At 46.5% G+C, this 16,099-nt stretch carries 15 protein-coding genes; 2 read left to right on the top strand and 13 right to left on the bottom strand.

Annotation, left to right across the window (positions count from 1 at the left end):
- The first annotated feature begins 6 nt into the window (after positions 1-6).
- Entirely contained in the window at positions 7-801 is a 795-nt protein-coding gene (locus GN278_03270; GenBank protein XAT59929.1) for a sterol desaturase family protein, read from the top strand.
- A 662-nt stretch (positions 802-1,463) separates the two neighbouring features.
- On the opposite strand, the gene amrS is transcribed toward GN278_03270, so the two are convergent.
- Complete coding sequence (gene amrS, locus GN278_03265) at positions 1,464-2,528, bottom strand: AmmeMemoRadiSam system radical SAM enzyme (GenBank protein XAT59928.1); 1,065 nt, start codon at positions 2,526-2,528, stop codon at positions 1,464-1,466.
- A 63-nt stretch (positions 2,529-2,591) separates the two neighbouring features.
- On the opposite strand from amrS, the gene amrB reads away from it, so the two are divergent.
- Complete coding sequence (amrB, locus tag GN278_03260; protein XAT59927.1) at positions 2,592-3,965, top strand: AmmeMemoRadiSam system protein B; 1,374 nt, start codon at positions 2,592-2,594, stop codon at positions 3,963-3,965.
- A gap of 108 nt (positions 3,966-4,073) precedes the next feature.
- Here the strand turns inward: amrB and GN278_03255 are convergent, their stop codons facing one another.
- From GN278_03255 to GN278_03200, 12 genes are all read right to left on the bottom strand, one after another.
- Positions 4,074-4,865, bottom strand: coding sequence for an ATP-binding cassette domain-containing protein (locus GN278_03255; GenBank protein XAT59926.1), 792 nt, complete (start codon positions 4,863-4,865; stop codon positions 4,074-4,076).
- A gap of 12 nt (positions 4,866-4,877) precedes the next feature.
- Positions 4,878-6,182: an ABC transporter permease subunit gene (locus tag GN278_03250; GenBank protein ID XAT59925.1), complete on the bottom strand. Its 1,305-nt coding sequence runs from the start codon at positions 6,180-6,182 to the stop codon at positions 4,878-4,880.
- A 1-nt stretch (position 6,183) separates the two neighbouring features.
- Positions 6,184-7,452: an ABC transporter permease subunit gene (locus GN278_03245; GenBank protein XAT59924.1), complete on the bottom strand. Its 1,269-nt coding sequence runs from the start codon at positions 7,450-7,452 to the stop codon at positions 6,184-6,186.
- 102 nt (positions 7,453-7,554) lie between these two features.
- Entirely contained in the window at positions 7,555-8,571 is a 1,017-nt protein-coding gene (locus GN278_03240; GenBank protein XAT59923.1) for a transporter substrate-binding domain-containing protein, read from the bottom strand.
- 261 nt (positions 8,572-8,832) lie between these two features.
- Positions 8,833-9,540, bottom strand: coding sequence for an ATPase (locus GN278_03235; GenBank protein ID XAT59922.1), 708 nt, complete (start codon positions 9,538-9,540; stop codon positions 8,833-8,835).
- Between the two features lie 3 nt (positions 9,541-9,543).
- Positions 9,544-10,212, bottom strand: coding sequence for an HAD-IA family hydrolase (locus GN278_03230; GenBank protein ID XAT59921.1), 669 nt, complete (start codon positions 10,210-10,212; stop codon positions 9,544-9,546).
- 3 nt (positions 10,213-10,215) lie between these two features.
- Positions 10,216-11,259 carry an RluA family pseudouridine synthase gene (locus tag GN278_03225; protein ID XAT59920.1) on the bottom strand — a complete coding sequence of 348 codons (1,044 nt, stop codon included), beginning with the start codon at positions 11,257-11,259 and terminating at the stop codon, positions 10,216-10,218.
- Positions 11,256-11,588: a fluoride efflux transporter CrcB gene (gene crcB, locus GN278_03220; GenBank protein ID XAT62519.1), complete on the bottom strand. Its 333-nt coding sequence runs from the start codon at positions 11,586-11,588 to the stop codon at positions 11,256-11,258. The genes GN278_03225 and crcB overlap by 4 nt, the downstream gene beginning before the upstream one ends.
- 64 nt (positions 11,589-11,652) lie before the next feature.
- Positions 11,653-12,963 (bottom strand): AAA family ATPase, encoded by a 1,311-nt coding sequence (locus GN278_03215; GenBank protein XAT59919.1) that lies wholly within the window; start codon positions 12,961-12,963, stop codon positions 11,653-11,655.
- Entirely contained in the window at positions 12,960-14,348 is a 1,389-nt protein-coding gene (locus GN278_03210) for a trypsin-like serine protease (GenBank protein ID XAT62518.1), read from the bottom strand. Before GN278_03210 ends, GN278_03215 begins: the two co-directional genes overlap by 4 nt.
- 135 nt (positions 14,349-14,483) lie before the next feature.
- Entirely contained in the window at positions 14,484-14,903 is a 420-nt protein-coding gene (gene rplQ, locus GN278_03205; GenBank protein XAT59918.1) for a 50S ribosomal protein L17, read from the bottom strand.
- Positions 14,904-15,070: 167 nt separating this feature from the next.
- Complete coding sequence (locus GN278_03200; protein XAT59917.1) at positions 15,071-16,087, bottom strand: DNA-directed RNA polymerase subunit alpha; 1,017 nt, start codon at positions 16,085-16,087, stop codon at positions 15,071-15,073.
- Positions 16,088-16,099: the final 12 nt, after the last annotated feature.

The following is a 16,099-nucleotide window of genomic DNA, read 5'->3' as shown; positions in this document are numbered from 1 at the left end:
TAGATCATGGAAAATGAACTCTACATTCGTCTGTCAACATTTCTAATTCTATTTTTGTTGTTTGCTTTGCTGGAAAATTATTGGCCACGCCGCAAGCGCGTTTATTCTCGCCTATCTCGTTGGCCCACCCATTGGGCGCTTACTGCCATTAACACATTGATGCTGCGTGCACTGTCTTTTGGCCTGCCACTTTTGGCAGTTGGAGCAGCCATAGATGCCTCTCAAGCGGGTTTGGGGCTTTTCAACCAACTCAATTGGCCCGCTTGGATAGAATTCACAATCTGCATATTTATTCTGGATTTATCTATTTGGGTACAGCACTTGATTACACACAAAGTTCCACTTCTTTGGCGCCTGCACAGGGTTCATCACGCCGATGTGGATATGGATGTTACGACAGCTATTCGCTTTCACCCGGTTGAGATAGCTCTCTCTATGCTCCTAAAAATTGGTTTGGTTTATCTAATTGGGCCGGCAGCGTTGGCGGTTATTATCTTTGAAGTATTATTGAATGGAACAGCTATGTTTAATCATGCCAATATAAACATACCAAAACCTATAGATGCAGTTTTGCGAAAACTTATCGTGACGCCAGATATGCACCGGATACACCATTCTAAAAATCGCCTCGAACACGATAGCAATTATGGCTTTGCGTTATCAATTTGGGACCGAATTTTTGGAACCTATAAAGAGGCGCCACAAGACGGTCATGAGAAAATGAACGTGGGACTAGAGTGGCAGGATAATCGCACAACCCGATTAAGGTGGACCCTATGGCTTCCATTTGGGGATAAGTGAAGTTTGATGACATCATAACTGACTTTCAATCTGTCTCTTTGAAAATAATGGGCGGGTTTCACCCTAAGCCAAATGACCAAGTTCCAGAGAATTGCAGAACTTTACTTTTGATAGGCCCTGATGAACCTAATTTTTGGCATCGCTTCAAAAACAGCTCAGAAATGCAAGATGGGCAATCAAACCCAATGGATCGGTGGTCAGAGCGCGTGATTATTGCTCTTGCGAGAAAAATAAAGGCGCAGCCAATATTTCCATTCCAAGGTCCGCCCTATGCGCCTTTTTATCAATGGGCGCTGAGGACAGGCGAAATACATATATCGCCAATTCGCCTTTTGGTTCATAATCAGACCGGTCTTTTTGTATCTTTCCGAGGGGCCATAGCACTTGAGAGTGAAATTCAGCTGCCGGAGCCTTCCCCTGCTCCATGTGAAACCTGTGAGGCTCCCTGCGCAGTAGCCTGCCCAGTTTCAGCCTTTGACGGACTTTTTTATGACGTGCAAGCATGTCAATCCCATGTATTAACCCTAGACACCGAACGATGCGTTGAAATGGGTTGCGCGGCAAGGCGACAGTGCCCTGTCGGCAAAGAGCGTTTTCGCATTCCTGAGCAGTCTGCATTTCATATGGACGCATTCTTATCGTCAGTCCCTACCAAAACCAGTCTATAGGCGTATCGGCATCCTCTTCCGGCCCCAATTTCCAGGTGGGCCGTTAATTCTGCCAGAAAACTGATTTCCACAAATGGTACAGCCTCCAAAATCATCTAACTTCCAATCACTTAGCACATGCCAATTTCGCCCGATCAAGCGTGCTCCACATCCATTGCAATAGCTTGATTGGGCTTCGTAATCATGAATATTCCCGACATAAACGTGTTTCAACCCAGCTTTTAGAGCAATCTTTCGAGCTTCAAATAAGGTCTTGGCTGGCGTGGCTGGCTTGTCCAGCATGCGGTGATCCGGCTTAAATGCGGTAAAGTGCAAAGGGGTTTCGGAACCACAGGTTTCAAGCACCCAAAGGCTTAGTTTCTCTAGTTCCTGAGGGCTGTCATTTTCACCCGGAATTATTAGTGTAGTTAACTCGAGCCAGCACGCTGTTTCTTGGGCGACATAGGCAATTGTGTCAAGAACAGGTTCAATTTCCGATCCTGTTAATTTTCGATAAAACTTCTGGGAAAATCCCTTTAAGTCTATATTTGCCGCATCCATGACAGCAAAAAAATCCTCTCTGGCGGGTTCATTAATATATCCTGCTGTAACAGCAACATTATTGATTTGTCGTTCATGACAAGCCATTGCCACATCAATAGCATATTCAATAAATATTACTGGATCGTTGTATGTATACGCAACCGATCCACATTTGTGTTTTCTGGCAGCTTCTGCGATTTGTATAGGAGACGCGTTATGAGCCATCGCGTCTTGATCACGACTTTTTGAAATGTCATGGTTCTGGCAAAATTTACAGGCAAGATTGCAACCGGCTGTTCCAAAACTAAGAACCGATGTACCTGGAAAGAAGTGATTGAGCGGTTTTTTTTCAATCGGATCGATGCAAAATCCAGACGATCGACCATATGTATCAAGAATAAGTTGATTGCCAGACCGTTTTCGCACGAAACATAGTCCTCTTTGACCATCTCTGAGTCGACAAAAACGCGGACATAATTCACAAATAATTTGTTCTGTTTCCTCGGACTTAGACCAATATTTTGCAGTAAATGACATTTTTCTATTATCTTTGTGCTAAAGTAACTCTATTCTATACTAATTTATCTTATAGGCTATTAAATGAATTTTCGTTCCCTGAAATGTGCTGGGTCTTTTTTTCCGAGCGAACCTAACGAGTTGAATGCCCAAATAAAACGAGTTTGTTTACGTTCAAATATTTCAAATAGCCTGAACAAGTCTAGACCTGTCGCAATTATTGCACCACATGCCGGCTATCAATTTTCTGGAAAACTAGCAGCCGACGCATATTCAACGTGTCATGGACACAAACACTCATTGATAGTTATCTTATCTCCTGCTCACAAAGTTGCTTTTGAGGGAATTTCTCTGTGCAGTCAGGATGGTTTCGAATGGGGCGATGAAACTATACTGATTGATGCTAAGATGCGAGCAAGTATTGTGAAGCATGGCATGGCCACTTTGTTTGATCATGCTCATCATGCTGAGCATGGGATCGAGACACAAATACCTTTTATAAATCGTTTTTTTCGTCACTCTAGAGTCTTGCCAGTCGTACTGGGACATACATCTACGGAAAAAGTGGCGCATTTGATCGACTACATTCATCAGCAATGTGAAGGCAGAGTACTCTTTGTTCTATCAAGCGATTTAAGCCACTTTCATCCACGTGAAATTGCCTCCAGTTTGCATCAAAAGGTAGCTAAATTAATTGAAACAGGACAGAGTAGCGAGTTGAATGGGAACTTGGCTTGTGGACATGCTGCTATCCGTGGATTTTTGATTTCAGGGCTTGGCCGTAGCGCGCGCCCCTTGCAGCTTTCCAGTGACGATAGCGCCACAGTTACAAAAGATAGCTCACGTGTGGTCGGTTATGGCGCATGGGCCTTCTATCCTCCAAGGGCCCATATTTTGAACCAAAAGCATCGCGACAAGATGCTAAATATCGCACGCCAAGCGACTTCTAGCTTTTTAAGAAAAGGACACCCACCAGATATCGCAGTAGATACCTTTGATACCCCGCTACAAACCCACATGCCATCTTTCGTCACATTTCAAGACCAAGGCAGACTGCGCGGCTGCATTGGATCCCTTAAATCAGTTCAACCTCTCGTAAAAGACATCGCCAAGAATGCAATCAAAGCTGCAACTGGCGATCACAGATTCAAACCTGTTCAAAAAATTTCAGAACTAAAATGCCTAGAGATTAAAATTTCTGTCCTTAGCCATGCGTCTAAAATCAAGGTCAAAGATGAAATTGAAGCCTTAAACCAACTGCAACCAAGTGTTAGCGGCATGATTTTACGCTTTGGGAGAAACCAAGGAACCTTTTTACCAATGGTTTGGCAAAGCCTAGAGACGCCGGAAAAGTTCCTTAGAGGCTTAAAGGCAAAGGCAGGTCTGGATCCAGATTTTTGGTCACCAGATATCGAATTATTTCACTATTTTGCAGAAAGTTTTTCAGAAAGCGGATAGCTCTAAATGCACCTACTGGTGAGAGTAGTTTAAATGCTTAGAGAAATTCATCAGAAATTGGAGCGTTTCCCTAAGCCAAGTTTTATATCAATGGCTTAGGGAAGTAATTTAGTGACCCAATATCTGGCTCAAGAACAGCTTGGTTCTTTCAGATTGTGGATTATTAAAGAATTCTTCAGGTTCATTTTGCTCAACAATCTGTCCTTGGTCCATAAAAATCACACGGTTTGCGACTTGTCTTGCAAAACCCATCTCGTGGGTGACACATAACATAGTCATGCCATCCTGAGCTAACTCGATCATGGTATCGAGAACCTCTTTAATCATTTCTGGATCAAGAGCTGATGTTGGCTCATCAAACAGCATGATGCGAGGGCGCATACAGAGCGAGCGAGCGATCGCAACGCGCTGTTGCTGGCCTCCTGAAAGTTGGCCAGGATATTTTAGAGCCTGCTCTGGAATTTTGACTTTTTCCAGAAAGTGCATTGCGGTCTCTTCAGCTTCTTTTTTAGGTGTTTTCCGCACCCAGATCGGAGCCAGCGTACAGTTTTCCAGGATTGTAAGGTGAGGAAAAAGATTGAAGTGTTGGAAAACCATACCGACTTCTGAGCGAATTTTATCAACATTCTTCAAATCAGAAGACAAAACAGTGCCATCAACAATTATCCTGCCCCGTTGATGCTCTTCTAGTGCATTAATACATCGGATTAAAGTTGATTTTCCAGATCCTGATGGCCCACAAACTACTATGCGTTCACCTTTGTTAACGGTAAGGTTAATATCGCGAAGCACGTGGAATGTGCCAAACCATTTGTTCATTTCAGTAATTTGGATCGCTTCTTCATCAGACACTTGCATCTGGCTGCGGTCAACTTCACGATCAATTGCTAGATCAGACATTTCTTGATCTCCTTAGCGGTGGTCTGTTTGGAGCTTGCGCTCTAGATACATTGAGTAACGAGACATTAAAAAGCACACGATAAAGAACAGGAACGCAATAAAAGCGAACAGTTCCCAGTAGATGCCATTCCATTCAGCGTTGGCGCGAATACCTTGAGACAGCCCTAATGGGTCCATCAATCCGATAATTGAAACCAGAGTGGTATCTTTAAATACGCCAATAAAGGTGCTCACGATTCCTGGGATAGAAATCTTAAGGGCTTGCGGCATAATAATAAGCCGCTGCGCTTGCCAGTAGTTCAAACCGAGGCTGTCAGCCCCTTCAAACTGCCCTCGCGGTAAGGCAGCCAGCCCCCCCCGAATGACTTCAGCCATATAGGCAGAGGCAAAGAGCGTTACCATAATCATAACCCTGAGAATGATGTCAAAATTGGTTCCAGGAGGCATGAAAATATTCAGCAAGGTCGAGGCAACAAAAAGCAGAGTGATCAAAGGAACCCCGCGAATAAACTCAATGAACCAAACTGAAATTGTTTTTAGGATCAACAGGTCAGACTGCCGTCCCAAAGCAAGCACAATTCCGATTGGCAATGAGCACCCAATCGCAACAACACCGATTAGGAGAGCCAGCATAAATCCACCAAAGTCGCGGCTTATGACTGGTTCTAAAGCGAGTGGTAAGATCGTTCCTATACCCTGTGAAAGAAGTATGGGGCCAATGTACAGCCACCAAACTACTGCACCTATAATCGACAGTATAACCGAGCCTAACTGCCCCACGATTTCAGACGTGTAGCGAATAATGGCATATCCTACGGCGAACCCCAAAAGAGCCGACACAGATACCCACACGGATCCACCCCACATTAACCAAGGCAGCAAAAAGGGATACACCGCAGTCAGATAGAAAATCTTTTTGGGTGCACCCGTAAAAAGCACCGGCGCAAGCGAAATCAACAATAAAATAAAAGCTAAAATAGGTCGCCAGTAGAGCTCGGAAGGATAGAACCCAAACAAAAGCTGGATCCATCGATCGTTGATCACCGCCCAACAGGCATGACCATGGCTATCTCCCCAAGTTTCGATTGCTATTTCTCGGCATTCTGACAAAGAACCGGCATTCCATACTGAAAGGAATATCCAAGGCACTACGCCTGACAGAACGTACCAGATAAAATAGAGCGAAATAAATGTCAAAATTGCATTAAGCCAGTTTGAAAACAGGTTCTCTCGGAGCCAACCTACCAATCCAAAAGCCGTTAATGGAGGTGTTTGCTCATCAATGATTTCACGCCGGACGAAAGCCTTATCACTCATATCACCGCTCCACCAATTTAACACTATTGTTATACCAGTTCATTACAGCCGAAATAGAAAGTGAGATCGCAAGATATACCAACATCAGTAGAAGGATACACTCTAATGCTCGGCCCGTCTGGTTCAACGTAATGCCACCTAGTGTTCCAGTTACATCCATATAACCAACCGCAATCGCTAGCGACGAGTTTTTGGTCAGGTTTAGGTAGTTTGATATTAAAGGTGGTATGATCACGCGCAATGCTTGTGGCAATACCACAAGATTCATAATCCGATTTGGGCGCAGTCCCAAAGAAGCTGCCGCCTCAGTTTGCCCCCTTGAGATTGCCAAGATGCCTCCTCTGACGATCTCGGCGATAAACGCGGCAGTATACAACGACAACGCTAGCCAAAGAGCAATCAGTGAGTTGCGAAGGTGGGTTCCACCTTTGAAATTAAATCCTTTTAGTTCTGGGTATCCCAAGTGGAATCCAAGCATCCAAAAGACAAATGCAATCGGCAAAATAACGACACCAAACCTTAGATACCAAGTGGTCGGCCTATCGCCCGTTGCATCTTGTATCCTGTTCGCCCGTCTTTTTATCCAAGCCGACACAGTAAAAGATGCGATAAGAACTGCAATTATTAGGAAAAGATCAAGACTCACGCTAAACCGCAAGCTGGATTGGCCAAAGAGTGCCACATCGCCAATGCCGTTAGAAAAAAGCGGTTCGGGGACATATACGCCTCGATTGGTAACGGCTACGCTGTCAAACAACTCTAAAGAAGCCGTAGCATTTTCACCCCGAAAGGCTTTCGGCGCAGGTAACCCTTCAATCAGGACGGCCATAACCAGAACAATCCACAGCAGAACAGGGACGTTCCTAAAAGCTTCGACGTAAAAAGTCATAATCCTAGCAACGAGCCAGTTTTTTGACAGGCGAGCGATGCCTACAAAAACTCCGATGATTGTTGCAGTGATGCACCCTAAAAACGCTACAACCAGCGTATTCAAAACACCCACAAAAGAGGCCCTTAGATGCGAGTCTCGCGAATTATACTCAACCAGCCTTTGGTTGATGTCATAACTCGACGGTTCAAAAAGAAAACCAAACTCAACTGGTTGCCCTAAATTATTAAGATTGGTGATTGTATTTGAAATCAACCAAAAGACAATGCTTACAAAGCCAATCATCGCAATGACCTGAATGGTCATAGATCGATACCGTGTGTCGTAGAGAAGCATCGAAAGCTTAAACGACACCTTCTCAGGGTCGGTTAAAGTCGCCATAAATATGATCCCTGTGGTTCAGCCAATCTTTTTGCACACCGCAAGCAGGCTTTAGTTTTGAAGAAAGGGCGCGGTAAATACCGCGCCCTCTATAATTTTAACTTAACGGAAAGGTGGAGAGTAGATTAAACCACCATCTGTCCACTGAGCGTTCAAGCCTCGTGCAAGACCGATTGGTGTCGCTTCACCAATGTTGGCTTCAAACAACTCGCCATAGTTGCCGCCAACCATGATTGCCCGTTTGGCCCAGTCACCATCAAGACCAAGCATCGCGCCAAGTGTACCTTCTGTACCCAAAAGGCGATTGATCTCAGGATTATTGGTGCCAGCTGACATCTCTTCAAGGTTTGCAGATGTCACACCAAGCTCTTCTGCAGTAATCAGAGCGTTAAGTGTCCAGCGGACTACATCACCCCAATTGTTATCGCCATGGCGCACAAGAGGACCAAGAGGCTCTTTTGAGATAATCTCAGGCATCAGAACGTGATCGCCTGGGTTTTCAAAAGTTGCACGGGTTGCAGCCAGACCAGATGCGTCAGTTGTGAAAACATCACAGGCGCCAGCCAGATACTGTTGCTGTGCTTCTGCATTGGTTTCGATTGGAACTGGCTCGTAGCTCATGTTGTTTGAACGAAAGAAGTCTGCCAAGTTCAACTCTGTCGTGGTTCCAGTTTGGATACAAACAGTGGCACCATCAAGGTCTGCAGCTGATGAAACGCCCAGATCCGCAGGAGCCATGAAGCCTTGACCGTCATAGTAGTTTACGCCGACAAATTCGAATTTTAGGTCGACATCACGGCTAAAGGTCCAAGTCGTGTTCCGCGCCAGCATATCAATTTCGCCAGAAGCCAAAGCTGTAAAGCGTGTTTTACCAGTGGTTGGAACAAACTCAACCGCTTGGGCATCGCCCAAAACTGCGGCCGCTACGGCGCGACAAACGCCTACGTCAAAACCGCTCCATTCACCGCTGGCATCTGGGGCTGCAAAGCCCACCAAACCGGTTGAAACGCCGCAGTTCAATGTGCCGCGCGCTTTTACGTCGTCTAACGTACCTGCCGCTGCTGCACCGGCTGCCAGGCCTGCGACGGCCAGCGTGCCAAGAACAAAAGATTTTTTCATTTTACCCTCTTCCTGATTTTCAGCCTCTGATTTGAAGCTGTTGGTTTGAACCATAGGTTCATTGACACTGAAATTCAAAACATCTTCCTTCCAGTGCTCCGATTATGGGGACTTCTTTCAATTTGTATTTGAATAGACAGAATTCCCTCCACACAGTGTTCCACTTTGGTCAAAATTATGACAGAACGTCAAGTAATCTATTCTTTAAATTCATGTTTGAGCCAGACAAAATAAACCAAGTTTATTGCAAAATGGCCAAATTCAACCCAAAGATGTGTAGAAATTGAAAGCTTGCAAGAATTTCGTGCGTTTGCCTCGCGTCAACTCTTCCGCTATTTCGTCCTGACCCCACTGTTCTTTTTGCCAGATTTCATCAACTTGACAAATATCCCAAACTGACTCTGGGGTTTCATGACCTTCAACCACCGCAAGTCCCGCCACTAATGATCCTGACAAACCAACCAAATCATAAAGAGCCGTCAACTCAAACGGATTAAATTTATTTATGCAACATCGTAACGCCTTGATCGATTGCAGTGGTTGGTGGATAAACATAACCCCATGGGCTATATTCAGCGGCGCATTCAAAGCATCTCTTGACCAGTTCAACATTGGATCCCAAGCCCTCTGTTGCCTTTCGACAAGCTCGCGCGGTGCCTCTGCTCGATAGCAAAATAGATCTGTCTCTGCGTAGGCTGAAACCAACTCAGCGACTTCTTGAAATTGATCTGTCACTTTATCCAAAGCCGCATTTGCAGCCCCGGTGAAGGGCATAGCTGCGGGATCAAGAACTTCACCTTGGGCACTCCATTCTGCGGCAATTGCCTTTGCCAATTGTAGCGTCGGCAAAATGAGGGGGGCTTTTGCCGGGGTGTTAACCCCCCGGCCGTCTAATAAAACAGAATAACCATTTCCAACTTTTGAAATTGAAACATCCTGCCAAAACCGCTTTGGCTTCCATTCCGACATTTTTCACTCTCTCAATAGGTTTTCTATTGCGCCCAACAAATCAGTCGCCTGATGGACTAGCATATCTGCTGCGGCCAGTTTGGTGTGTGGGTGATACCCCCAACCGACGCCAATTGCAAAAACTCCTGCTGATTTTGCCATGTCTATGTCAAAACTCGTATCCCCGATCATAACAGTGCAATTTCGGTCAACATTAGCCTCTCTCATAGCTGTCTTTATCATTGATGGATTTGGTTTAGAAGGATGGTCATCCGCAACTTGCGCCGTGGCAAACCAAGACGCAATCTCGTAGCTGTCAAGCAAGGCATTCAAACCCCGACGCGATTTTCCAGTTGCAATCCCAAGGATATAATTTGGGTGTCTATACAATTCAGCTAATACCTCATAAACACCCATATAAAATTGGGGCTTTGCTCCTTTGGCGCGCGCTTCTGCAAAGGCCAACTTATAGATTTCGGCACACCGTTCTTGGATGTGTTGCGGTTTATTTGTGAGTAATTGAGAAAATGCATCTGGCAGGGAAAGCCCAACAATGGATAGGATATCCTGACGTGTTGGCACTGGATGATCTATTGCCATAAATGCGTCCTTCATTGCATCCATGATTTGCAATTGGCTATCAACCAAAGTGCCATCGACATCAAACAATACTAGGTATTGTTCTGCGTCCAATGACTATACTACCTCAAATGGATCATTAGGTACGTCATTCAAAACCCACTGAAAAGTAGACCAAGTTTCTGACATATGGCGGGGCAACGTGGCAGTAAAACTTACAATCTTGCGTGTTGCAGGATGTTGAAAAGAAATAAATCGGGCATGAAGATGGAGCTTGCGGCTTATGTCTCCGCCTAACTGTGCACCCCAGCCATCACCAAGGTTTTCTTGCCCTGAACCACCGTACTTTCCATCGCCAATAATGGGATGCCCAATTTCTGCCATATGCACCCGCAATTGATGGGTTCGGCCTGTGATCGGTGATAAAGCTACCCATGCTGCCCGTTTTGCCAGCTCATTTACGACGGCATAGTCAGTTGTTGCCCGCTTTGCATCGTCGAATTGCGCCAAATCTCGAGGATGAATGCACTGCATCTTTTCACCCTCTCCCCTACTGCTTCGCCCGGGTGCTTTTCTCAAGGCATATTTGATAGTGCCCATTTTAGGGCTTGGTGCACCCGCCACAGCCGCCCAGTAAATTTTGCGCGTTTCGCGATGGCGGAAGGCTTCGGTAAGAGCTTGCGCAACTTTGCGCGTCCGCGCCATTACTAAAACCCCAGAGGTATCCTTATCCAGCCGGTGCACCAATCTTGGCTTTTCCTCATTGCCAAAACGCAATGCCTCGGACATGCCATCCACATGGCGCTTTTGTTTACTGCCGCCCTGCGTTGGCAAACCAGCCGGTTTATTTAAAACAATCAGATAATCATCTTTATAGATCACTGCTGCCTGTATGAGCTTGGTATCCTCTGATGAAATTACCCGCGGTTCGATCGGCCGATCCGAGCCACTTTCCTGAGGCATCGGGGGTATACGTATCACTTGACCCACTTCTATGCGACTTGCGGCTTTACAACGTGAGCGATCAATACGCAGCTCACCCTTGCGGCACATTTTTTCGATGCGCGCTTGGCCAACAAACTCATACCTACGCTTGAGCCAGCGGTCCAGTCTTTGGCCCCCATCCTCTGGGGAAACGACAATATGCTCAACTCCGCTCATGACGTTACCACCCGCATTATTTGTACTCCCAACATAACTGCGGCCAAAGACCCAATAACGCTTACACCGACATAGCCCAAAGCAAACAGACCGCGCCCTGCCTCATAAAGGCGGAAAGCGTCAAGCGAGAATGCCGAGAATGTGGTGAAACCACCGAGCACACCAGTCATGAGCAATAAGGTCAAACGGTCGTCAAACCGCGACGCCAGACAGACAAAGCCCAATCCCATTAAAAATGAGCCAGTAATATTGACCGATAAAGTGCCAAAAGGAAATGCCACATGCTGCCCCACTACAAAACGTAGCAAAGCCCCAATAGCACCGCCCATAGAAACTATTAAATAACTCATGGGCAGTCCATCAATCTTTGCCGCGAATTTGTCAAGCTAAGGCTTAGGGCTTTGGGTTACGCTTTTCACGCAGCTTGTTGAAATATTGAACCCGTTTTTGCAATTCACGTTCAAACCCTCGTTCAACTGGTTGGTAAATAGACGGACGGTCCAGTTGATCCGGAAAATAATTCTGCCCCGAAAACCCGTCCTCTGCATCGTGATCATAGGCATACCCTTCCCCATATCCTTGCTGTTTCATCAGCGCGGTGGGGGCATTTCGAATATGCAAGGGTGGCGGCTCTGATCCATATGTCTTGGCCAATGAGCGAGCGGCTTTATAAGCAACATAACCAGCATTGGATTTAGGCGCCAAAGCCAAATATATAACAGCCTGAGCGATCGCCAGCTCACCCTCGGGGCTACCAAGGCGCTCATATGTTTCCCAAGCCTGTATGCAAATATTTTGCGCCTCTAGGTCTGCAAGCCCTATGTCCTCTACAGCCATTCGCAGAATTCTTCTCGCCAAATAGCGTGGATCCTCGCCACCCTCAAACATGCGGGCAAGCCAATAAATTGCAGCATCAGGGTCAGATCCCCTGACAGATTTATGAAGTGCCGAAATCAGATTATAGTGTTCTTCTCCAGATTTGTCGTACTTGGATGCTCTTCGCGTCAACCGCTTTTGTAGATCATCCAAAGTTAATTCGCCGTCTAACTGCCAACTAGCAATTTGTTCGACTAAATTGATCAAGGCTCTGCCATCACCATCCGCCATGGAAATTAACATCGGGCGCGCTTTATCACTGATCGGAAGACTGACACCCAATTCCTTTTCCGCCCTTTTCAGAAGATCACCAAGCTCTGCCTCTGATAGCCGTGAAAGCACCATCACTTGCGCTCTGGACAAGAGCGCAGCGTTTAATTCAAATGATGGATTTTCGGTGGTTGCACCAACCAACAGAATAGTACCATCTTCCATATAGGGCAAAAATCCGTCTTGCTGGGCTTTGTTGAACCTGTGGATTTCGTCCACAAACAACAAGGTCCCACGCCCATTATTAGCCCGAATTTTAGCTGCTTCAAAACAACGTTTCAGGTCCGAAACACCCGTAAATATAGCACTAATCTGTTCAAAATGCAGGTTTGTTTGATCTGCCAATAGTCGCGCCAAAGTCGTTTTGCCAACCCCTGGCGGGCCCCAGAAGATGATCGAACCAAGTTTGCCCGATCCCAACATCGCGCCTAGTGGTGCATCAGCGTCAAGAATTTGGGACTGGCCAATAACTTGATCAACTAATTTTGGCCGCAACCGCTCTGCTAGCGGCTGAAGTTTAATATCGGCTTGATCAGAGGTTTCGAATAGATCATTCACAGTCGAAACCTTAACTTAATTTGGCGGGATCCACGTTGAATTAAGATTTCTCCACGGCGGTTATTTTCCCCAAGAAAATCATCAATATCATTGCCCGTTTGTACCTTTCGTCCATTTACTTCACGGATGATGTCACCTGTTTTCAACCCAATGCGCACCGCTAATGGACCCGGTTCAATAACAATGAACCCTTTGCTATCCCACGGCAATTGCAATTCTGCCTGAACAGCAGGATTAATCGAACTGATAATGAGCCCCGGAAAGAAACTACGGCGATCAAATTCAATGATTTCCCTCGGTGGATATTCAGGGGCAGTGGCAAGCTCAACCAAAATATCAGTGCGCCCTTCGGAGTTCACTCGTGTGACATCCGCATGCGTCCCAATGCCTGCAACCGATAAGCGATACATCATTTCAGCCGGCGTTGTGACAGCTTGACCCTGAATTGCAGCCACCACATCCCCAACTTTAAAACCGGCAACGCGAAAGGGGCTAAGCTCGTGCAAGGCTATAATGACCATGCCAGCCGCCAGATCAAGACCCAGCCCCTTTGCGAGGTCTGGAGTTAAGGGTTGCCCAGACATACCTGCCCAAGGTCTTTGAAACCCGCTAAATCCGGCCTTGGCTTGCAGCACAAACTGGCGCACTAAGCTGGCTGGAATGGCAAATCCAATTCCGTTTGATCCTCCTGAACGCGTTAAAATAGAGGTATTTATCCCTATCAACAGCCCTGAGGTATCAACCAATGCGCCGCCAGAATTGCCTGGGTTTATCGGAGCATCGGTTTGAATAAAGTAACCCCGACCACTGCCCTGAGCAGCCCCAGAACGTGCAAGGCCTGAAACGATACCACTGCTGACGGTTTGGCCAACTCCAAACGGGTTGCCAATCGCCAGCACCAACTCACCAACTTCGACTGTTTCACTATCCCTTAAATTCAAAAACGGAAGATGTGCTGGTGTGTCGATTCTAAGAACCGCTAAATCGCTTTGCTCATCACTCAAAAGCGGTTTGGCAGAAAACTCCTGTCCATCGTTTAACACAACCCGAATGTCGGTAGCACCGGCAACAACATGATAATTTGAAACCACAATGCCGTCTTTACTCAGAATAACACCTGATCCTAGTGAGTTTTGCACCTGTGGGCGTCTGTTCCCAAAATCTTTGAAAAAATTGCCAAAAAAGGGATCATTTTGAAAAGGACTGATACGGGCTTCGATTACGCGTTGTGCATAGATATTTACCACCGCCGGCGCAGATTTTTTCACCAGTGGCGCAAAACTTAAAGTAATTTCAGACTTTGAAGACGGCACTTGAGTATCAGCATTTGCTGCAAAAGGCCCGCCCAAAACCACAATCAAAATTAAACTAATACAACGCTGGATCACCGCCACCTCCTATTATACTGTTTCAGATATGGAGGTTTGGAATACATATGACAAGCCAGCCATTTCCCAAATAATGCAAAAACCCTCGCAGACAGCTGCAATGGTTTCATTTTACCGTTTAAAACGAGGGCTTTAGTCTTCGAGCGTTTCTTCGGCTGCAACCCGTGCTTTGTCACCTGCTCCCTTGGCTTCTGGGTCGCGGTCAACGAATTCTATAATGGCCATTGGGGCCATATCGCCGTAGCGAAAACCAGCACGCAGGATACGCACATAGCCGCCCTGACGTTCTTTGTAGCGTGGGCCGAGAACATCAAAAAGCTTGCTGACATATTGATCTTCTTTCAGCTGCGATGCCGCGATACGGCGGGCGTGCAAATCACCGCGCTTGCCAAGTGTGATCAGTTTTTCGACAATCGGCCGCAGCTCTTTAGCCTTTGGTAACGTTGTCTTTATTTGCTCATGCTCAATCAATGAACCAGCCATGTTTGCCCATAGAGCTTTACGATGTTCATGGGTCCTATTGAGCCGGCGGTACCCTTTTGCGTGACGCATTTTTATCTCCTAATATTTATTTTTCTTTGTCCGGCAGCCGATGCGTGTCAGCCACTCTCCTTGGGGCGGGATTGCCCAGTTTCGCACTGCGGTATGACGTCGGTATTGCGTCAGTATCGCGGAGGTGCGAATTCGCCCGACCAAAAGCAACTTGGTCAGGCCAAATTTTAAAAGTTGTCTTCGAACTTTTTTGCCAGATCTTCGATATTATCTGGCGGCCAGTCTTCGACATCCATGCCAAGATGCAGTCCCATGCCCGACAGCACTTCTTTGATCTCATTCAAAGATTTGCGGCCAAAGTTGGGGGTGCGGAGCATCTCTGCTTCGGTTTTCTGAATCAAATCACCAATATAAACGATATTGTCGTTCTTGAGGCAGTTAGCAGAGCGCACAGATAGTTCCAGCTCGTCAACCTTTTTCAACAGAAGCGGGTTAAACTCTAGCCCATCATCGTCATCTTGGCGGCCAGCAGCTTCTGGCTCTTCAAAGTTCACGAAGATTGACAGCTGATCTTGCAAAATGCGCGCTGCGTAAGCCACTGCATCATCAGGTGTGACAGATCCATCTGTTTCCAGTTTCATTGTTAGCTTGTCATAATCCAAAACCTGACCTTCACGGGTCGGTTGAACATCATATGACACCCGCTTGACCGGTGAATAAATCGCATCAATTGGGATCAGTCCAATGGGGCTATCTTCCGGTTTATTTTTATCCGCAGAAACATATCCTTTGCCCGTATTAACGGTCAGTTCCATGTACAGATCGGCACCATCATCCAAATGGCACAAAACATGGTCCTTATTTAAAACCTCAATACCCGCGCTTTCGGAAATATCGCCCGCAGTGACAACCGCAGGGCCTTTGGCGCTAACAGTTAGACGCTTTGGCCCTTCGACTTCCATTTGCAGAGCAACGCCCTTTAGGTTCAAAACAATGTCGGTCACATCTTCGCCCACACCGGCAACCGATGAAAACTCATGCAACACATTGTCAATCTGCACGCTGGTGACTGCTGCGCCTTGTAGGCTGCTCATCAGTACGCGGCGTAAAGCATTGCCTAAGGTTAGTCCAAATCCGCGCTCTAGCGGCTCTGCGACAACAGTCGCCTGACGGGTGGGTTCATTTCCCGGCTTCACTTCCAGCTGCGCTGGCTTGATCAATTCTGCCCAGTTCTTATGGATCATGCGTCCCTCCAT

This window comes from Rhodobacteraceae bacterium Araon29, from assembly GCA_039640505.1.
Classification (GTDB): domain Bacteria; phylum Pseudomonadota; class Alphaproteobacteria; order Rhodobacterales; family Rhodobacteraceae; genus CABZJG01.
Note: the sequence above shows the minus strand (reverse complement) of the source record. Positions and strands in the feature narration are given on the sequence as shown.